Below are 20909 nucleotides of genomic sequence, written 5' to 3' on the forward strand. Positions count from 1 at the left end.
CTTCCCGGATATGTTCCTCCGCTTTCCGACATAGCCATTGCTGCGTTGTGTAGTACACTTTCCCCTGTGAGGTTTCGGCTTTCGTCTTGCGATGGTGCATGCCTAGAAAATCAAACCCTTCTTCTCCCGTCCATAGCCCGACGATACGTGTTTTGGTTGGATGCAAAGTAAGTTCCAGACGCCCCATGATCGCATGGATAAGCTCATACGCCCGATCTGCGTCTTTCTTCGTTTTGCATACGACGACGAGGTCATCCGCGTAGCGCGTAAGTTCCCCGATTCCACTGCCATGTCGTTCCCATAGGATATCGAAGTAATTCAGATAGATGTTCGCAAGCAGCGGGGAAATCACACCGCCTTGCGGTGTGCCCATGTCCGAGCGCCTGACTCTCCCTTCCTCCATCACGCCCGCGTTTAGCCACTTCCGCACCAACTTCAAGATGCGTCTGTCGCTGATTCGCATTTCTACCAGTTTCATCAGCTTCTCTTGGTTGATGTTGTCAAAGTAGCCCTGGATGTCAACGTCGACCACCCAATTCCCTTTACGGTTGCAGGCCTTTCGGATTCGGTCCAGCGCCCCCTTCGCACTTCGTTTCGGACGGAACCCAAATGATGATTCCTGAAAATCCGCTTCGAAGATCGGTTCCATGATTAGTTTTGTTGCCATCTGTATGACACGGTCTCGGATGGTCGGGATTCCCAGCGGTCTTTGTTTCCCGTCTTTCTTAGGAATGTAGTGCCGACGGACGGGCTGTGGATGGTACTTGCCTTCCTTCAGGCGTCTTTGGCACTCTTGCAGGAAATGCGCTTCTCCCTGCTTCTCGATATCCGATAATGTTTCTCCATCGATTCCGGCCGACCCTTTGTTGGCTCGTACCCTCCGCCAGGCTTCCTCTAAGATGTCCATTCGATAGACCTTGTCGTACAGTGCGTGGAATCTTCGCTTCTTATTTTCCTTGGCCGCATGACCTAGTTTTTCCTGGAGTTGTTGAACGTTTTCCTTTGGTGTCGTTAGCCGTTTGGCATTCACTGACTCGTACCTCCTAAAAAAAAAACATGAACAAAGCAGGGCGACTTTCCTCCCGCAGGTTGTGTTGTCCTGCGTTCCCCGGTACTATTCACCCCTCGGACTCCCTTCCTGCAGATATCTCACTTCGCCTGTTGGCTTATAGAGTATCTCGCTACGAAAAAAAACTTTCCGTGCAGGGGAGGGTCTCCCCAGTTCACTGCATCCTCTTTCATACCATGCCGATCCCCTTACGCCGGAGGTTTCTTCACTGCCGCTCCAAGTTCCTGACAGTTTCCATGGCCTTCGTCCATTAGACCGGGACTCGGCTTCCTCTTTTCCCCCTCGCGGGGCCTTTTTGACGACGCGGCAGGATTCACTTTATGTTACGGCCTGGTATGTTGCTCGCCCTGTCTCTGACAGGTACTTTCGTCGATACGCTTTTACGTACAGATTTCGCCATACGCAAGTATCCTAGCTACGTGGGGTCTTGGCTCCTCCCGCGACCGGACTTTCACCGGCTAGAAGATACGTGCTTAGCTGGGCACGCGCCTAAACAAAGAAGCGGTCCCCCAAAAGTAGTTTTGGGGACCGCCTCTTTATATTTATGCTGTGGAGAACAGTATACCGCTGTAACGTCAAATGAAAACAGTGACAAACCGTGATAGCATTAAATCGAAGTTGCGTTAAAAACGTGGCAGCATCAAATATTAAAGTTATCCGGATCTGAGCCAAAGCGGCGATTCCGGTTTAATTGATCTATCGTCCGCATGTCATCCGCGTCCAGCACGAAATCAAAAATATTCCCATTCTGGGCAATCCGGTCCGGATTTACCGATTTCGGGATCACGACCACACCATTTTGCAGATCCCATCGCAATATGACCTGGGCCACAGACTTGCCGTGCTTCTTGGCAATGCCCTGCAGCACTTCGTGATCCAGCAAGTTTCCTTGTCCGAGCGGAGACCACGCTTCAAGGCGGATGCCTTGATCATGGCAGTATTGGAGCAGTTCCTTCTGAGTCAGCTCCGGATGCAGCTCGACCTGGTTGACCGTCGGCACCACTTCACTGTCCTGAAGCAGATCCTCTAAATGATGGATTTGAAAATTGCTAACACCGATCGCACGAGCCTTGCCTTCCTTATAAATTTTCTCGAGTGCCTTCCACGTGTCCTTATACTTCTCCTTTACCGGCCAGTGAACAAGATACAGATCAACATAGTCGAGCTTCAATCGGCTCAGGCTCTTCTCGAAAGCCTCCAAAGTGGATTCATAACCTTGATCCGAGTTCCACACCTTGGTCGTAATGAACAAATTTTCGCGGGACAATCCGTTATGCTGAATCGCTTGTGTAACCGCCCGGCCAACACCTTCCTCATTATGATAGGCAGCAGCGGTATCAATACTCCGATACCCGTAATCAATAGCGGCTTTTACAGCGTTCTCCACCTCGGCGCCTTCCTTAGCCAAGTAAACGCCAAGACCAAACCAGGGCATTTTAACTCCGTTATTCAGTGTAACCGTATCCTGCAGATGATTAGGCATAACAAATACCTCCTCTAATAAAGTGATCTAACACCAACAATTTTATGGAAAAATCCGGCGCAAACTCTATCAACAACTCGCAACTCTGGCAGCAACCCACAACTCTACTAACAACTCTATTATGAAGGGATTTTTTCATTTTTAATGCTGACGGCTGGGATGGGCAGGACAAACGAACTTTCCCAAGGGCTGCTCCATTAATACAAACGATAGTCGCCGATGGCCTTGCGAATTTCCGCCAGTTCTTCTTTCGTCATTTCATATCCGGCAATATCAAAAGCGGCTTCTTCCGGTATCACCTTCGCGGCGGCAAGGCAATGCAGCATTCTTAAAATATATTTGTCCATCGGTTCAGTAAAGGTCTCTTCGGCAAAGCCATCAACTCGGGCCGATAAATCGATGAAATCCGCATATCTGTTTTCCTGGAATGCCGTAATTAAATCAGCCTGCACATTCGGAAATGCCGCGCCGAGGCCGACCAAAGCACTTTGCGCCCCGCGCATCAGCGCATAGCCGAACATGCGATCCTCTCCGGTAATATGCAGCTGATCTGGAAACTCCTGCTCGAGAAGACGGGCGGTACGCTGCATCGTCATCACGCTGTCCAAAGTGGCTATTTTGATGCCGATCACCCCCGGGATAGCCAACAGCCTGCGCAATAACTCCAAAGAATAGGCCATCCCCCCTGCCGCTTCATATAAATAAAATAAAATTAGCGGGCATCCAAGCGCCGCTAAAGCGGAATGATAAGCGACAACGGCATCCTCCCGTTCACGCTCCGGCAATGGATTCAAAATGACCGGCGGAAATACGAGCAAGGCGTCCGCGCCGCCCGAGATCGCATCTTTGGCCATAGTTATGCTGTCGCTCTGCCATTTCTTTAACTGTTCGCTGCCCTTTAGCGCATCATTCTGAAGCGCACCAACCCCGCAAATGACCACTTGGCTGTCATGCAATGCGCTTTTCCAGGAATGTAAAATATATTGCCGCTGCTCACGGCTCAAATACAGGCCCCGCCCGGTATGTACCCAAACCGCAACTCCAGCAATCCGCTGCGCTGCCAAATAGCGGGCATATGCAGCTTGCGCCGCCTCATGAATCTGTCCGCTTTCATAGCGCGGCACTGGGACAGCAGAGATCAGTCCGCCCCGCATCGTCCGCTTGATTTTCTCTTCCAGATGCATAGTATGATTTCCCCTCTTTCCCCTTCGCCTTGAACCAAAGTTTTCTTGCCGCACGCCGCGCTCAATATCTCAATATCTCAACATCTCAACATCCAGCATCCCAACACAGATGTTGCACTGCATGATGACGGCCGGTCGGCCACAATACTTTCCATGCCTTCAGGCAAGAAAGTAATCCTTCCCCTTGTTCCGGTACCATTCCGTCACTGCTTGAAATGACAGAACCCCGTCATGGTCGGGAGTCTCCTTTGCTTCGCGTAAATGCAGCATCCAAGGGACCAGCCCGGTAACAGGATGAAAATACAGCTCATGCAGCGCCCGCTCTGTTTTGGTGCCGATCCGCATTCCGTAAGCGCTTCCGGGTTTTTGGAACATCGTGTGCATCTGCACGCTGGCCGCTCCCCGCAAAGCGTACTCCAGCGCCATTTTCCCGGAATGCACATTGCCTGTGCCCGATAATGCCGGTATGGGAGCGGCCAGTTGTCCCCGCAGCTCCATCGACCGCAGCTCGGTCAGAATGCGCAAATTGCGCGCGCTTAAGTCTGGACCTCCGTAGGCTGCGCCCATTTTTCCGGCAAATCTTCGCCCTTGATCATATAACCGATTGGCATACACGATATAATCCGGACGTTGTTCGCCCTCCTCAAGCAGAGCCCGGAACGCCCGAATCTGGAAGTTGTCGGTAAAGATCGTATTCATTAATTTGATGCCAAGGACAATCGAACCGTTGGGAAGACAATTTTTAATACGCCGGGGCACCTCACGCAGCCAATTCAAAACCGTCTCCTGCTGCTTTGCTTTATCGGAGCCTGCTAATGTCGGGCTGAAATCCTTCTCCATTTGCAGGGGCCCCTCCTGCCCGGCTGCCCGCCAGATTTGCTCCAGCAGACGGGTTGTATAAGCATACTCCTCCATCTGGAAATCGCGCTCCTCGGGACCAGGCAAGTGATACTTGCAGGACGGCACAATCACGGTGCCTCCGCCGCGGCCAAGTTCAAGTGCGGCTTTAAAAAACTCGATATAGGAGGCGAGCGAACCGTGCCAGCCTCGGCCTTGCCATGTCACATTCCAGCCTTGCTCCCCTGATTCTTTGCCTGTAATGCGGCTGACAACCATTTTCGACTCTTTCACAGCCCAATCCTTCATGGAGCGGACGCCTTTGTCATCTTCGGCGATGACCGTCTTTAGCACGACAAAACCAAGACCAGCTGTAATATCACCCTGGACTTGGTTTAAATTTAACGACAACTGTCCCGCTGCTTTGCCGAACGGATTTTTGATCCGCCGGGCCCCATAACGGGAAGATACATCGAGCTTATACGTTTCCAGCAAATAATTTTCGATTTCCCCGGGCATTCCGCAGCGGAACCGTTCATAATCGTGACGGATGCGGGAGGCATCCTCACTTTGAATAAGAGCCCGTGAAGGCAGAATAAGGCCGTTAGTCATCTTCATCCCCCTGTAGTTTAGGTCCTTGAAGAGTTTATTCAACAATGTCCGGCTACTGTCCTTCCTGGGTAAAATCTTTTTCCTTCTTTCCCTGCAAAAAATTTTGTACAAACTGAGCGAGAAATGCGGCCCCATAGGGCAGCGACTGTTCGTCGATCGCCAGCTGGGGATGATGAAGCGGGTAGCGTCCCTGCCCTGTACCGCCTGTACCGATCAGCAAAAATGCACCCGGAACATGCTCCATGTAATACGCCATATCCTCGCTCGTCATTTGGGAATGGGGCAGCCTGTGGATTGCCTCAGTCCCGAACAAGCCGCAAATGGCCTCCTCCGCATATTGAATCCATAACTCATCATTTACCGTCGGGGGGTACCCGAATTCGTAACGCACGTCTGCCCGGGCATTCAAACCTGCCGCTACCGCCTGGGCAAGCCCGGTAATTCTTGAGCGCATTCTTTCACGCGCGGCAGCATTTATGGCCCGGACGGTACCGCGGATTTCCACCTGATCGGCAATGATGTTCGGTAAGCTTCCTCCGTGAATCGAGCCCATGCTCAGTACGACGGCGTCAGCCGGATCGCTCTCCCGGCTGACCAGCACCTGCAGCGCGGAGAGCACCTGCGCGGCGGCGATGATCGCATCCACGCCCTGATGCGGCGCGGCGCCGTGCCCGGCCTGGCCATGCACCGTTATGTCGACATGATCCATGCTCGCCATAACGGTGCCCGCTTTCACGCCGAAGCGGCCCGTCGGCAAATCCGGCCATAAATGCAGGCCGATAATGCCATCCACGCGCGGCGATTCCAGCACTCCGGCGTCAATCATATGCCGGGCTCCGCCCAGCATTTCCTCCGCCGGCTGGAAGATGAACTTGACCGTCCCGGCCAGCTCCCGCTGTATTCCGGTCAGCATCCGGGCAGCGCCGAGCGCCATGGCCATGTGGCCGTCATGGCCGCAGGCATGCATCGCGCCTTCATGCCGCGATGCGAAGGGCAGCCCTGTCCGCTCCTCTAGCGGCAGGGCGTCCATATCGGCCCGGACCGCAATGCATGGGCCGGGCCGCCCGGTCTCGAGCAGCGCGACAACGCCGGTGCCGGCTACGCCGCGCTGCACCTTCAGGCCAAGCTGCTCCAAATACGACGCCACATACTGCGAAGTAATGAACTCCTGGAAGCCAAGCTCCGGATATTGATGCAAATGCCGGCGCAAGGAAATAATCTCCTCTTCCAGCGAAACGGCTGCTTGCCGCAGACTTTTATTATTCATAGTCAACTCCTTCTAGGTCCAGAGCATAGATTTGCCTAGGTCTGCCGCGGCCAGCAGGCTGCTCCTCTCCAACGATGCGGGCGATTTCATATTTCTCCAGAGCAGCCATGATGCGCCGGGCGCTGCGAAGCGTAATTCCAAAGCCCTCTGCCAGCTGTGCAGCGGTAATCGTTGACGTCCCAAGCCGGCGGCACAGCGAAATCAGCTTATTGATCGTGCCGACGCTAAGGCCGACTTTTTTGGCCAGCGAGATTAATTCGGGATTTTCGCTTCGCGCCGAATACTCCAGCGTCAGCTCCGAGCCCATTGGCCCGTAAACCATCCCATCCTGCATGATGAGAAAACAGTTGCCGCCACCGCCAGCCTTCGCTTTGAGCAAAGCCTCTCTCGCCTTGCCCTCCGCCTCATTCGCCGTTCGCCCGATCCCAATACCGATGCTGGCGTTCCATTGCAGGCGCTCCATAATTTCCAGCAGCAGCGGCGCATCCTGAAATTTGCGGGTAACCTGTTCAATAATTCCGCGGGTGGTGATGAACGAAACTTCGTCGGAATTGCTCCATTTTATAAGCGACTGGGTTTCTTCACCGAAGTCAATTAAAATTTGCTGCAGAATGATTTTTTTACGCTGAATTTCGTACTCGGACGATGCTTCCTTGGTAAATTTCTCAAAATTATCGATATTCATAATGCCAACTGCAATCTGCGTGCTGCTGTAGCGAAGGCTTTTTCCTTCAAGCAGGGCGCAATTAAGGCAATCCCGGATTGAGGACTGGGTCGGCACGACGCGGAAGACCGGCACCCCGAGGGCCTTCAGCCTGTGATACACCGAAGTGACGCAAGTTACCGTTACCGCCACCTTCCCCGCCTGCCACAAATCATAATGAAACGCAACGAGTTCTTCATAACTCATGCCGGATTCATAAGATTTAATATAAATTTCGTGAAAAGGCAGACCGATCTCGTTGAGCGGCTCCTCTACCTCATTGCGCCGCAGGACATCTACGCTGATCGGGAGGCCTTCGTCGAAAGACAGCAGTTTCTGGCGATAAAAATCAAACAATACTTTATATAAAGCCGTTCCGGAATAATAGACGTGAACCATCGGGATGTCCGGGGAGGCGTCCAGAGCAATCTGATAAGGAATTGGACCCGTAAAAAGTAAAATGTCGGCCTGATCCCTTACTTTTCCTATGACCTCAAGCGTCTCCCGTTCATGTCGGTATGGGGCCGGGAGCATGGACAGCTCTGAATATATAGATCCAATACGCAGCACCGCATCGACCAGGTCATGCGGCCCGATTACTGCCACCTTCATGTTCATCGACATGCTCGTCACCTCCGCGATCTGGATCGGACACTTATTCCGGGCTTGGAGTCCTCGGCGGCCGCTCCTTAATATAGATGGACAATTCCGCTAACGATTGCTGCACTAACTCCACCACACGCTCATTGAAATATTCCAAAGAAATAAACCCTGTGTATTGCAATTCAAGCAGCTTATCCAAAATAGCCGCATGCCCGGCATCCCCCTGAAGCACCGATACCGCCTCACCCTTGCTCCAATCCTCATGATTCCAGTGATAATCCTTGAAATGCACGTGTGAAATAACGGGGTAAAAACGCTCGAGGATACCCAAGCGGTACGCCTGATCAAAATGATCCACGAATAAATTAAAGCCATCGTAAATCAATTCGAGCGGTGCGCCATTATTTGGGACTGTTTCATTTACGGTATGATCTTGATCAGCGTTCGCTGGAGTGGATGAAGACACTGTCATCAATTTCTGCAAACTGTCCTCCGTATCCGCAAGCGTATTGTTATGAATTTCGATGGCCAGGGCAACCTCCTGCTGTTTGCAGGCTTGAAGGGCCTCATATAAACCTTCCATTACAAGGTCCCATTGCTCGCTCGTTGCTTCCCTGGACGGGATATGTCCGGCAAAAGTACGAATCCGCGGACATTGCAGCGCCTTAGCCCATTCAGCCGCCCGCTGAACAAGGGCAATATCCTCCTTGCACGCTTCCAGGCCCTTAGTAAAATAAGTGTATTCACTGATGGCAGGTACGAATAGGCCACCGGCTGCAAGCAGCGCATGCAGCTCGCCCAGCGTCCCGCCCCGGTTCAAATAATCCTCGATATGGCCGCTCCAAATTTCTAATCCTTGCAGCTGCATACGCTGGGCTTCCGCAATGATCTCTTCAATAGGCAGCGTTTTCAATCCGGTCGTGCACATGCTGAATTGAATCGGCGCTGTAAAACTTCGATTAGTTGTCAACTTGCTGCTCCACTCCTGTCTCGCCTGACCGGTATACCGCTTCAAGTGCCGTAATTACCGATCTCGCATATTGGCCCGAGCTGTCGGGCTCTGTCTTGCTCTGAATCGCCTGCAGTAAATCTTTAAACTGCAGGACAAACGGATCGGAGGCCTCCCTTGGCTCAAGCTCCTCATATTGCCCTTCGCGGCTGACCCAAACTCCCTTGGCTGAAATAAGCTTGATCATCCCCCTGGAGAAAATAAGCTCGGTCTCATCCTTCGCCACCCCGGTATAGCCGGATTGCACAATGACTGCCGGCACGCCATTAGACGTTTCCAGAAAAATACACCCGCTGCCTTCTACATTGCCCCGTTCTCCTTCATATGACAATGCAGCTTTCACCTTTGTAATCCGGCTGTTCGTAAGCCATTGTATTTTGTCGATCGAATGGGCCCCTAAATTCATCAAAATCCCGCCGCCGGCTTTCTTTTTGTCGAGAAACCAGGCGGGACGGTTTTCATTAAAATAGTATAAATGCCGCGTATCATGGATCGCAATGAGTTTTCCCAGCTCCCCGCTCTCGATCAGTGCCTTGGCCTGCAAATTCGCTGGCAAATAATGCTGCGTATGGCCTACCATCAACTGGACTCCCGCCTTGCTGACCGCTTCCAGAATCGTATCGCATTCCGCCGTGCTTAGAGCCATAGGCTTCTCCAGCAGCAAATGGCATCCATGCCCAGCACACCATACTGCGCATTGTTCATGCAAATAATGGGGCAGCGCAATGATCGCAATGTCAGGCTTCTCCTTGACGATCATTTCCCGGTAATCCGCATAATACCTAATTCCGTATTGTTTACTTACCGTCCGGCCCGTGGATTCATCTATGTCCGCTACTGCAACAGCCTGAAGCTGTTCCATTTGTCTGATCGCGTCCAAATGATTCCGGGATATAATTCCCGCGCCGATCAGCGCAACCCGATACAGCATCGGCTCTCCCTCCTCGCTATTAGGTGGCACAAATTGTTCTGTTTACTTTATCCCGGAAGAATTTGCGCCTTGGCACAAATTGTTCCGTTACTTTATCCCGGAGGAATTTGCGCCTTGCACAAAGTATTTCTCCGCAAACAGGAACACGAAAAGAATAGGCACCAAGCTCATCAACGCGGCAGCCACCATATACTGCTCGTTTCCAGACCACTGCCCGGCCATGGACAAAATGCCGATCGGCAGCGTGAAATTTTCCTTCGAGGTCAGGAAGATTGCCGGGGACAATATTTCGTTCCATTTTGTCATAAATGTAAAGACGGCCAGTGTAGCGAAGGTCGGTTTGCACATCGGCAGGAAGATTTTCCAGTAAATTTGAAACGGATTGCATCCGTCCAGTTTGGCAGACTCTTCATAGTCTTTCGGAATGGCGAGAAATGCCTGACGCATCAGGAATATGCCAAACGGCTGTGCCAGCCATTCAATAATCCACAGCGGTGTCAGCGTATCCAGCATATGCATGTATTTAAAAATGACAAACTGCGGAATGATCAAAACTACGGGCGGAATCATCATCGTCCCGAGCACGATCATAAAGAGCGTATTTTTTAACGGAAAACGAAGCCGCGCAAAGGCATAAGCGACCATGGAGCAGGAGATCAGCGCACCGCCGACGGAAAGCACCGTAACAATAGCACTGTTCATCGTATATTGACCAAACGGCCCAAGCTTCCACACTTCCGAATAATTGCTCCATTGAATCGGATTCGGGAACCATTTTGGCGGAACGGCCGTGTATTGCGCGTACGTTTTCAGTGAGTTGAATAAAGTAGTCAGAAACGGCAAAATCATGACGAGTGAGCTTATAATAATGACGGCATAGCCTGCCGTTTTACGAACCCGGTTTAATTTCATAGCAGAGGTTCTCCTCTCTTAATGCTGCAGCAACGAATCATTCGTAATGCACCCACTTTTTCTGAAGCGTGACCTGTACTGCGGTAAGGATAAACAGGATGACAAACAGTACCCAGGCTATTGCGGAAGCATATCCCATTCGCAGGAAAGAGAAGCCTTCCTGATACAAATAAATCATCAACACTAGGCTCGACTTGTTTGGTCCGCCCGCAGACGAAGCATCCAGCGCTCCCCCGGTCATTACATAGATTTGCTCAAATGCCTGGAATGTGGAAATAGTACTTAAAATAAGTACAAGGAAAGTCGTCCCCGAAATAAGCGGGACAGTAATGTGCATAAATTTGCGGAATGTCCCCGCCCCATCAATCTCTGCGGCCTCATACACATCACTAGGCACATTCTGCAATCCAGCCAGGAAAATGACCATAATATACCCGATCCCTTTCCAGACCGCGATCATGACAAGCAGCGGGATGACCATGCGTTCATCCTGCAGCCATTTTTGCGGATCGAGGCCAACCTTTATCAGGAACGAGTTCGCCATGCCGAAGCGGGGGTTAAAGATCGCGTCAGATACATACAAAATGACCGTCCATGACGAAATGACCGGCACAAAATGCGCCAATCGAAAAAATTTTAGCGCCCGGAGCTTCTGATTCAGTGCCGTCGCCAGGATTAGAGCCAATATCGTCTGAAGCGGCACAAAGAGGACGGTGAAGTAAATGGTGTTCCACATCGCTTTCCAGAAAACCGCTTCCTGGAACAGCTTTTTGTAATTCGCTAAGCCCGCCCATTGTGGAGGATTCAAAATGTCATAATGAGAAAAACTGAAATACAAGGAAGCGAGCAGTGAACCAAGTACAAATACGAGAAAATGAACGATATATGGGGTTACCATGAGCAATCCCCATTTACTATCGCTATTGAAACGTCTCCTTTTATAGCGGGTTGATAACGGTTTGTTTCCCGCCCTTACGGTTTCCGTTTTTTCCATCATGGTTATCACACTTTCTGTTTGACGTTTGTAACTCGAGCGCAATTCCCCGAGCAGATCAACTTTCTATATAAGTTGAGCAATTGAAATGGATGTGGGGCAGTACGTAAAATGTTCCTACGATCCCTGTTGCTCCCAGATTTCTTGGATGGTATAGATTTATAAAAGGTAGAAATTCGCTCACAAAGGCGACCACAAGCGTATACTCTCAAAGCAGCTTTCTTTCAGAAAGCTTTCCGTTTTCTTCGGAATCATTTTTCTCCCTTGCCTGTATCCTATTTTTTAGCTCAGCTTATATATACAACATGAGGACAGCGGAAACTTGAGGACTGGCACGATTCGTGCCAGTCCTGCCTCCGCGTATTGCCTCATCCCGGAAAACGAATTAGTTTGCGCCGAAGTTAAAGTTATTTCTTATAAAATTCATCCAGCACTTTCTGTACTTCCTCGTCGGCCAGCTTCATCGCCTGGTCTACAGCAATTTCCCCTTCAAAAGCCCGGTTGATGTTGTCATTGAACTTGCCGACCCATTCGCTCCATACCGCATTGACGTCGAGCGTTCCGGCAAACTCGAAGCTGTCCAGGAAAGCCTGCTTATTGGCTGGTGTGCCGCTGAGGAACTGTTCGGAGTTGGCTACGGATTTCTTTACAGGCACAGCCTCACCAAGCGAAGCCCATTCTTTCTGTACTTCATCTTCCGTCGCCCAAAATTTGACCCATTCCCACGCGGCGTCAGCCACCGCGCCATCCACCTTCTTGTTGATCACCCAGGAGTTGGCGATCACTGGAGAGAAGCGCTTGCCTTCAGGTCCTTTCGGCAGCAAAGTTACATCATAATTAAGTTCTGCGGCATTCGCATCTATCGTACGTGCATAGATTCCGATTCTCATCGCGGCCGCTTTGCTTGGAAATGGAGCCATGTTGCTCTGGAAGCTCTTCAGGTCAGAAGGGGTCGGCAGCAGTTCGCGCTGCATGCCGTCAACGATCCAATCCAAAGCCGCTTTATTTTCTGGCGAGTCGATAATCGATTGAGTTAAACTTTCATCCAGCACTCCCCCGCCGTAAGATTTCAGCACGGTCATCCAGCCTTCCGTAATACTGAAGAAAGTGAGTCCATACTGGCTGATTTTGTTTTTGTCGAATGCGGAGTCGTTTGCGTACTTCCCGTTGGAGTCTTTCGTCAGCTTCTCTGCAGCAGCCTTAAGATCATCCCAGGTCCAGTCTTCTGTTGGATAATCGACCTGCGCTTCGTCGAAAATGTCTTTGTTGTAATACAGCACGGCGATTTGGATCCCTTGCGGTACTCCCCAATATTTTCCGTCCGCATCTTTGTTAAAATCCAGTCCGTAATATTCATCCGATTTCAAATCACGCTGAATCCATTCCGTCAAATCTTTCAAGACGCCGCGCTCAGCATATTTGGGTACAAGCACTCCGTCTGAGAGCCATAAATCGGGAGCGCTTTCAGCAGCGATTTGCGTATCCAGTTTTTGGAAAAATTGATTATATGGAGATGATTCCGTTTTAACCTTAATGTTCGGGTGCTTTTCCTCGAATTTAGCAATCAGCTCTTGCATTTTTTCATCCGATTGGGCAGAGGAATAAAATCCGAGCTTCAGTTCCACATTCCCGCCGCCCTCTTTTTTGTTCGAAGAGCAGCCGGAAATGACAAGCGCAGAAACCAAGATCACAGCCAGCAGAAGTGCCCCCCATTTTTTGTTTTTACTTTTCAAGCTAAAACCCCCTAATGATTGGATTGTTCACCTAATTAAAGCGCTTTCCAAAATGTGTGTATGTTCTGTGAACTTACTTTTAAATTACTGTATCCCTTTATTAAAGGTCAATGTCCTTAAAAAGTCCTTATTAAACTTTTACGATGTAACGTTTCACTTCATTCCCGGGTAATGCGCTTTTTTGAACAAAAAGCACTTCGCCGCTAAGATGCTGGTCTCCAAACATGTAGCCCCGCGGTCCTTGATGCGAAAAAACGATTTCCTCTGTGCTTTGTTCCCTTTGCACCGACACTGCCGTAGCCAAATGGGAAGGAACGGGAGCCCCGTAACTGTCCAGAACGGCAATTTCTTGAACTAGCGGAAGCTTCTGATTCGCCTCCTTGCTCGGATAGAGTACCGTTACAAATTTGGTAAAACCGCTTCCCTTCTGCACAAAAGCCGCCTTAACCGCTGGCTTCTTCTCGTTATAGTTGCGGGAAACCCAGCTGGTGCCGGTCTCCGTGCGGACAGACGTCAGCGGAATCAGGTGCAAGACCGGCCCTCCGGCAGCAGCAGCAGCAGCTTGTATCGCTCCGTTCTCCTGAACCGCCAATTCCAATCCTTCAGCAAAGTGAAAAGGAAGGGTATATTCATGCTCACCGTTCGAACGGCAAGTATCTACGATGATCCAATAATCAGGCTTTACGAACAGCACCTGGCGCAGCACCTGGACAGGCTGTTCCAGCCTCCAGTAACCGTCATGACCGGCCTGCACGTAATCGAAGCCAGGGCCTGAATTCCAAAAGCGGTCAAGCGGTCCAGCAGCATCGGCCCATTTCCAGGAATCGACGTAGGTTGAAATCGTCCGTCCGTCCACCGACACAGTATTATGCTGAAGCGATTCCATGAAGTACTTTCGGTCTTCCGTTTCCATATACGTATATCGGCCGGGATCGGTAAGAAACTCCCTGCCATGAGCAAAGAGACTGACATGCAGTAAATCATCATGGCCATGGGCCCGGATCACATCCATATGACCGCCGTCAAAAACAAGGTACTGCGCCTTCGCGCTCCAGTCGCTCCGCATGAAGCAGTAGCCGCTATCTTTTAAATGAATTGAGGTAAAATCCGGGTCCGTGGCGGCTAATTGGTTAAACCGGTCATAACCTCTTTCGCCAAAAAACCAAATTCCTTCATAATCCAGCCGCTCATAAGCCATTCGCTTCAAATCGCTCCGGCTAAACAGCACGGCTCCCCGGCACAGCACGTCGCGCATATCCGTCCCGTCGCTGTCGCCGAGCATCGGCTGATGTCCATCCGGCTGCACGAAGGCAAGTGAAGCGGTATACATCCGGTTCAGCGTATCACTCATCACATCGGGTATATCGATTCCATTAATTTGGCCCAGCCAAATTGATTCAAACAGGCAATGCAGCACTTCGTGATGATACATCGTGCACTGCTCATTTTGCAGGCCGTCACTGAACACTTGAATTTGGCACATATCCACAAGCCGCTCCAGCGCCGTATTCAGCCAAGCTGTGGACTCCTCCAGCTCCGGGAACATAAGAGCAAGCTGGAACAATCCGTTGGTCTCCAGAAAACCCCAATTGCTCTGGCGATCGTGCGAAACATAAGCCAAATTTAAATACATGCCATGCCGTTTAACCGCTTCCTTAAAAAGCTCTTCTTCCGCGGTCCCCCAAAGTGAACAGCTGCGGACGCAATAATAGCCTTTCAGCCAGTGGGTAATGCGGATTCCGCTATCCAGCTTACGCCACGTATCCTTGACATTGTAGGCACGATCGGCCGCCGACAGCACCTCTTCCTCTGTTAAGGGGTTTTGTCTCATCCAGTCCTTCAGCAGGCGAATATAGCCTTCCACATACTTTTCTTTGCCCGTTAACCAGTAAGCTTGCCCCAGTTCCCCCATATATCTGGCGCGATTCAGCATGACCAGCCATTCCAGGTCGTCATTATGCCGGTAATACCAGTTGATGCCGTCCTGAAATACAACCTCTTCCTCACACCGCTCCATATCCCACCGATGGGTAAAAATAAACGTGTTCCGGCAGGCCAAATCCGCTCGGTGCACAACTTCATTTACCTCTTCCGGCCAATGTTTCCGGCAAGCGTCGACGATAAAGCGCCGGTCCTCTTCCTTCCAGTAAAAATGCCGGTTTTGCGCTGAAATCATACTCATTCCTTAATCTCTCCTTTGTCCTGCAGTGGATGTTGCTCTGCAGTTGATCCGAACAAGCGCTGCCTGTGCCTTTCCCCTGTTGGCGTCGTCGCCAATCCGCCCAGCGCGGTCTCTTTGAGCGTTCCCGGCATCGCCTGGCCTACCCGGTACATGGCGAGGATCACTTCATCAGCCGGAACCACACTCTCGACTTGCGCCAGCGCCAAGTCCGCGGCTACCATCGCATTGGCGGCCCCCATCGCATTGCGCATCACGCAAGGGACCTCAACGAGCCCTGCGACCGGGTCGCAGACTAGGCCCAGCGTGTTCTTGAGCGCGATGGCTGCCGCATGGGCTGACTGCCTTGGCGTGCCGCCGGCCATCTCTACAATCGCTCCTGCAGCCATGGCCGAAGCTGAGCCTACTTCTGCCTGACAGCCGCCGGCCGCGCCAGAAATAAACGACCGGTTGGCGATGACATAGCCGATCGCCCCTGCGGTGAACAAAAAACGTGTCATCGCATCCCGATCAGCCCCGAGTTCTTCCGCGAGTCCGAATAAGCAGCCGGGAATCACCCCGCTTGCTCCCGCGGTTGGCGTAGCGACAATCGTCCCCATGGCCGCATTGACTTCATTCGTAGCGATTGCGCGGCTGACGGAGCGCATCACTCGCAGGCCGGATACCGCTTGCCCCCGCTGCAAATAGCTTTCCAGCTTGCGTGCATCACCGCCCGTCAAGCCGCTGCGCGATTTGACCTCCTCTGTCAAGCCGCGCTGTACGGCCTGCTCCATCGTTTCCAATTGAACACGCATCTTCGCTATAATTTGCTCCGGGGGAAGCTCGGCGGCCGCGCTTTCCTCCTCAATCATAATGTCGGACAGCGATTTGCCCTGCGTCTCTGCCAGCTGCACCAGCTCTTCAATCGTGCTGAAATTCATCCAAGTGAACCTCCTGTGTCTCGTATTCCTCTCATAAAGGCGGTAATATCCGGACTAAGGCGACATCCTTGAACCGTTTCATTTCCGTTCCGACTGTCTCATTGACCTCCTGGTCCGTTTCAATAATGAGAAGGGCATCCTTGCCTTTCGCCTTACGGGACATTTCCATCTTGCCGATATTAATCCGATGATCCGCTAGCACACGGGCTACCGAGGCAATCATCCCGAAATGGTCCTTATGAAAGACGAGCGTCGTCCAGGCATCACCGGTCAAATTCATTTCGAACCCGTCTGTTTCCAATATGGCGATTTTTCCCCCGCCTATCGATATTCCTTTGACCGTTATGCCCCGCGTCTCATTCGCAAGATGAATCCAAGCTGTATTCGGATGTTCCCCTTGGGAATCGTTCACAGCAATTGAAATTTCCAGCCCGATATCTTTGGCAATAGTGAGAGCGTCCTTAATTCGTGGATCGGAGGTGTCAAAATCCATCAACCCGCCAACGATCGCAACGTCTGTCCCATGTCCGCGGTAGGTTTGCGCAAATGAACCGCAAAATTCAATATGAGCACGGTGCGGCGTGCTGCCGAACAGCAGCCTGGCTATCCGGCCAATCCGCGCCGCTCCCGCGGTATGAGAGCTCGAAGGTCCGATCATGACCGGTCCGATAATATCAAAGACCGAGCGATATTTCATGACGGATCCAGCCATTTGAACAGGCCGCTGCGGACAAATTCGTCATCGTTCAAATGCGGATATGCTTTGTATACCCGATCAATTTCCTCCATTTGTCCCGGAGACAACTGTTCCTCCGGGTTCAGGCACCAGCGTCCGGCAAGCAAACCTTGCCTGCGCAGCACTTCATGGATGCCCGGAATACAGCCGTGAAAATCATTTGCCGGATCGAAGAAGGCAGCATTCGCATCGCTGATCTCCACACCACGGGTCAGCAGTTCCCCGGGGATGCTCTCACCGCGCTCACGCAGCTCGATAATTTCATTCATCAGCTCAACGGCCTTGCTGGTCCACACCGCCCAATGCCCGAGCAGTCCGCCAACGATCCGCTTCTCCACTGCTTCGCCGCTAACCAGGTAGCGGTATGTCGTCAGCAGATCGGCAACAATGTTGTCATCGTTGCCGGTATAGAGCGCAATTTGTTCACGGCGTGAGGATTCGCATACCGCCCGAACGACATCAAGCGTTTGATACCGGTTGAAAGGCGCCATTTTAATTGCTTTTACACCCGGTATTTCAGCCAGTTCACGCCAAAACTCATAGCTTAGCCGCTTTCCGCCAACAGCAGGCTGCAAGTAAAAGCCAAAAATAGGAATGACAGCTGCAATCGCTTCCATTCGCTGCAGCAGCTGTTGCTCACTCCAGTCATCCAGCCCGCCCGTACTAACTAGCCCCAAATCATAGCCAAGTCCGGAAGCCAGCTCCGCTTCCCGCAGAGCTTGCTCCGTCGGCCCGCAAATACCGGCTACTTTAATAAAGGTGCGCTCCAGCCCCGCCGCTTCGACCTCTTCAGCTGCCATGCGCAGGACAAGCTCATATAGATCGATCCCGGCATCGCGAATTTCAAACTGCGTCGTATGCACGCCAACAGCAATTCCGCCTGCGCCGGAATCCAGATAATACCGGGATAACGCCCGCTGCCGGCGCTCATCCAGCTGTCTGGATGCATCGAGCGCAAGCGGATGAGCCGGAATGACGGTTCCACGGTGCAGCAGCTTCTCGGCTTCTGGCCGCAAATCAGGGAATCGCTTCATCAAAACGCACCTGCCCGTTCCTGGAAATGCGTAGGTTTGCCTAACGTATCCCCTTCAGCTTCCACCCATGCCGCCGTCCATTCGATCATTTGCCGTAATGTAATCGAAGGGTAGCCGAACAATTGATGCGAGGTCGATGCATTGTTCAGTAATGCCGTTGGCTGCTCCACGCCGTTAAATTGAGGAGCTACCCCAAACTTTTCACCAAAGCGCTCGGCTAGCCAGCGAACCGACACCGTCTCCGGTCCCGTAATATTCAATGTAAGGGGCGGGGAATCACAGAGCAGCAGGGAACGGATCGCCATTTCATTGGCATCTCCCTGCCAGATGACATTGACTTGGCCCATGCTCAAATCAATCGGCTTCCCTTCCTTCACGGCCTTGGCTACTTCCAGCAGTATGCCGTAGCGCAGGTCAATAGCGTAGTTTAACCGGAAATTTACAAGAGGTGTTCCATTTTTCCGCGAGAAAAATTCGAACACTCTTTCCCGTCCGAGACACGATTGAGCATATTCCCCCACAGGAGCAGGTGGAGTCTCTTCCGAAGCACCGCCTAACGTAATATCAGTTAGCGGATATACGTTGCCTGAAGAGAAAGCAACGATTCGCGAATGCTTATATTTCTCGGCCACGCGGCCCGGCAAATAGGCATTCATCGCCCAAGTGAAGTACTCGCGGCCCGTTGTTCCGAATTTGTTGCCAGCCATATAAATGACGTTGCTCGCATCTGGAAGCGCAGCCAGCGCTGCTTCATCCAGCAGATCGGCAGCGATCGTATGAATCCCCGCGGCTTCCAGCTCATTTTGCAAATCTCCCGAGGAGAATCGGGATACACCGGTTACCTTCGTTCTCAGCCCGGCTGCATCGACACCTCTCTTCACCAGCTTCGCGAGACTCGGTCCCATTTTGCCGCCGACGCCGAGGATAACAATATCTCCCTCCAGCTTGGATAAATCCTGTATTAAACGCTCAGAAGGCTCGCTTAACTTACTCTCCAGTTCGCTTGTAGTTCTCACAATTCTCACCTCTACTAGTTTTAAATATCATTTGGAAATGAATACCTCCTGTTACGTTTATTCTAGAAGTGGCGGGAATATATGACAACGTCTTTATATCGTCCTTAAAAGCGCTTACATATCATAAACAACAAAAGCAAAGAAAAGGTTACCTGCAAGTTATGATTAAAAGTTCTCGCAGATAACCTTATCCTGTTTATAAAAATGACCGCCCCTAGCGAAAAACTAGGCGCTTGCCGTATCCCGCAAATGCCGCAAGCGCTGCCTTGCCCGGTATAATGTGATTTTGAATTTTGACAGCGAAATCTCCATCAAGTCTGCTGCCTCCTGGTAACTGTAGCCGTGAATGTCATATAATAATACGGCCTGTCTTTGGCTTTGTGACAGTAATGACAATGTATTGTGCATCTCGGTCCGGCTCTCCTCGCGAAGCAGGCATGTCTCCGGCGTTTCTTCTGTAGCGAAGCGGTAGAAATATTCATTTTCATAGGAGGAAGACCGGCTCTCTTTGCGCAGCTTATCTATGTATGCGTTATGGGAAACGCGAAAAAGCCAGGGCTTTATTTTTTTCTCAGGCAATTGTTCAAGATGTCCCCAGGCCCGGCAGAACGCCTCCTGGGTTAAGTCCTCAGCGGTATGGTGGTTACGGCACAAATAAAATAAATAGCGGTATACATCATGTTTATATTGTTCATATGCTCTATCCAGCGATAAAACCGTCATAGTATCTCCTCACTTCTATCTCGTTAACAGCATTTTGACCCTCAGCGGGTTTGGATGCTGCCCAATTATGTTCAAGTAAGTACATTATGGCGGTTATAGTTTTCTTTCCGTCTAAGAAAAGGTTAAGAAAACCTTAAGATTTCACTGCAAAAACATTAAATTCGTTCACTTCAGAGCATATTTAGGGCCATAAAGCAAAAACGCGTCATTCCTTAATTGAGGAAGCGCGTGTCCCATTACGTTCAATCCAATCGCAATATATTCGATTTAGGCTTATTTTTCTTTAACGAGCGCTCAAGCGCCTGTAAATATTTATGACGATCTTCTCGGTACAAAGAATAACGATTTCTGCCCAGCTTCTTGGCATGATACATGGCCATATCCGCTTCAGCCATCATTTTATCCCTTTCCGCAAGCCGGCCTTCGCTGATGCTGATTCCGATGCTTCCCGTCACCGTAATTTTCCGCCTCTGAATTTTGACCGGCTTGCTGATTTTATCCAAAATAAGCGCGGCCAATATTTCTACTTTATTCGGATCACAATTTTTCATAATGAACACAAACTCATCACCGCCAATACGGTAGGCGAGCTGATTTTGATTCGTGATTTGCCGTAATCCTATACTGACTTCGTACAGCAGCTGATCACCCGCTTGGTGACCATACGTGTCATTTATCTCCTTAAAGTGGTCCAAATCGAGAGACAATACGGCAAGACTCTCTTTCCCCCTGTAACTGGCCCAAAAGTGGTCAAAGCCGTTTCGATTCATGAGTCCTGTAATTGCATCGGTATAAGCGAGCTTCCTAAGTGCGGATCTCTCGAAAAGCAGCGACCGGAGTTTTATTGTACTGACAATCAGTGCCGCACTCAATAGACCAATGATGATGAGATAAATATTTCCTATTAGGGCTGTCATCTTCTTTTTCACCTCCTATTTCACTAGAAAGAACTTTTATTACGATC

General features: G+C 51.0%; 18 protein-coding genes. All 18 read right to left on the reverse strand.

Annotated elements, in window-relative coordinates:
* Nucleotides 1–1030 (reverse strand): group II intron reverse transcriptase/maturase (gene ltrA / locus G358_RS0127695; RefSeq protein WP_019640524.1); only part of this gene is annotated, 1030 nt, incomplete at its 3' end.
* Between the two features lie 679 nt (nt 1031–1709).
* Nucleotides 1710–2552 carry an aldo/keto reductase gene (locus tag G358_RS0127705; protein WP_019640526.1) on the reverse strand — a complete coding sequence of 281 codons (843 nt, stop codon included), beginning with the start codon at nt 2550–2552 and terminating at the stop codon, nt 1710–1712.
* A 197-nt stretch (nt 2553–2749) separates the two neighbouring features.
* On the reverse strand, nt 2750–3736 hold the full coding sequence (locus G358_RS31000; RefSeq protein ID WP_019640527.1) for a dihydrodipicolinate synthase family protein: 987 nt from the start codon (nt 3734–3736) through the stop codon (nt 2750–2752).
* 159 nt (nt 3737–3895) lie between these two features.
* Nucleotides 3896–5185: a beta/alpha barrel domain-containing protein gene (locus G358_RS0127715; RefSeq protein WP_019640528.1), complete on the reverse strand. Its 1290-nt coding sequence runs from the start codon at nt 5183–5185 to the stop codon at nt 3896–3898.
* A 52-nt stretch (nt 5186–5237) separates the two neighbouring features.
* Complete coding sequence (locus G358_RS0127720) at nt 5238–6452, reverse strand: M20 metallopeptidase family protein (protein WP_019640529.1); 1215 nt, start codon at nt 6450–6452, stop codon at nt 5238–5240.
* On the reverse strand, nt 6445–7779 hold the full coding sequence (locus G358_RS0127725) for a helix-turn-helix domain-containing protein (RefSeq protein WP_019640530.1): 1335 nt from the start codon (nt 7777–7779) through the stop codon (nt 6445–6447). The genes G358_RS0127720 and G358_RS0127725 overlap by 8 nt, the downstream gene beginning before the upstream one ends.
* Before the next feature lie 31 nt (nt 7780–7810).
* Nucleotides 7811–8728 (reverse strand): sugar phosphate isomerase/epimerase family protein, encoded by a 918-nt coding sequence (locus G358_RS0127730; protein ID WP_019640531.1) that lies wholly within the window; start codon nt 8726–8728, stop codon nt 7811–7813.
* Nucleotides 8718–9698, reverse strand: coding sequence for a Gfo/Idh/MocA family protein (locus G358_RS0127735; RefSeq protein WP_019640532.1), 981 nt, complete (start codon nt 9696–9698; stop codon nt 8718–8720). Before G358_RS0127735 ends, G358_RS0127730 begins: the two co-directional genes overlap by 11 nt.
* Nucleotides 9699–9785: 87 nt before the next feature.
* On the reverse strand, nt 9786–10610 hold the full coding sequence (locus G358_RS0127740) for a carbohydrate ABC transporter permease (protein ID WP_019640533.1): 825 nt from the start codon (nt 10608–10610) through the stop codon (nt 9786–9788).
* Nucleotides 10611–10647: 37 nt separating this feature from the next.
* Nucleotides 10648–11604, reverse strand: coding sequence for a carbohydrate ABC transporter permease (locus G358_RS0127745; protein ID WP_084662912.1), 957 nt, complete (start codon nt 11602–11604; stop codon nt 10648–10650).
* Nucleotides 11605–12011: 407 nt separating this feature from the next.
* Complete coding sequence (locus G358_RS0127750; RefSeq protein WP_019640535.1) at nt 12012–13337, reverse strand: ABC transporter substrate-binding protein; 1326 nt, start codon at nt 13335–13337, stop codon at nt 12012–12014.
* A gap of 130 nt (nt 13338–13467) precedes the next feature.
* A complete protein-coding gene (locus G358_RS0127755) occupies nt 13468–15519 on the reverse strand; it encodes an alginate lyase family protein (protein WP_019640536.1) in 2052 nt (683 codons plus the stop codon).
* Nucleotides 15516–16436, reverse strand: a complete 921-nt coding sequence (gene sdaAA / locus G358_RS0127760) for an L-serine ammonia-lyase, iron-sulfur-dependent, subunit alpha (protein ID WP_019640537.1) — start codon at nt 16434–16436, stop codon at nt 15516–15518. The genes G358_RS0127755 and sdaAA overlap by 4 nt, the downstream gene beginning before the upstream one ends.
* Before the next feature lie 31 nt (nt 16437–16467).
* Nucleotides 16468–17133, reverse strand: a complete 666-nt coding sequence (gene sdaAB, locus G358_RS0127765) for an L-serine ammonia-lyase, iron-sulfur-dependent subunit beta (protein WP_019640538.1) — start codon at nt 17131–17133, stop codon at nt 16468–16470.
* Nucleotides 17130–18206, reverse strand: coding sequence for a dihydrodipicolinate synthase family protein (locus G358_RS0127770; protein WP_019640539.1), 1077 nt, complete (start codon nt 18204–18206; stop codon nt 17130–17132). Before G358_RS0127770 ends, sdaAB begins: the two co-directional genes overlap by 4 nt.
* Nucleotides 18206–19222: an NAD-dependent epimerase/dehydratase family protein gene (locus G358_RS0127775; protein WP_019640540.1), complete on the reverse strand. Its 1017-nt coding sequence runs from the start codon at nt 19220–19222 to the stop codon at nt 18206–18208. The genes G358_RS0127770 and G358_RS0127775 overlap by 1 nt, the downstream gene beginning before the upstream one ends.
* Nucleotides 19223–19447: 225 nt before the next feature.
* Nucleotides 19448–19945 carry an RNA polymerase sigma factor gene (locus tag G358_RS0127780; RefSeq protein ID WP_019640541.1) on the reverse strand — a complete coding sequence of 166 codons (498 nt, stop codon included), beginning with the start codon at nt 19943–19945 and terminating at the stop codon, nt 19448–19450.
* 242 nt (nt 19946–20187) lie between these two features.
* Nucleotides 20188–20862, reverse strand: coding sequence for a GGDEF domain-containing protein (locus G358_RS0127785; RefSeq protein ID WP_019640542.1), 675 nt, complete (start codon nt 20860–20862; stop codon nt 20188–20190).
* Nucleotides 20863–20909: the final 47 nt, after the last annotated feature.

It is taken from the genome of Paenibacillus fonticola DSM 21315 (genome assembly GCF_000381905.1).
Classification (GTDB): domain Bacteria; phylum Bacillota; class Bacilli; order Paenibacillales; family Paenibacillaceae; genus Fontibacillus; species Fontibacillus fonticola.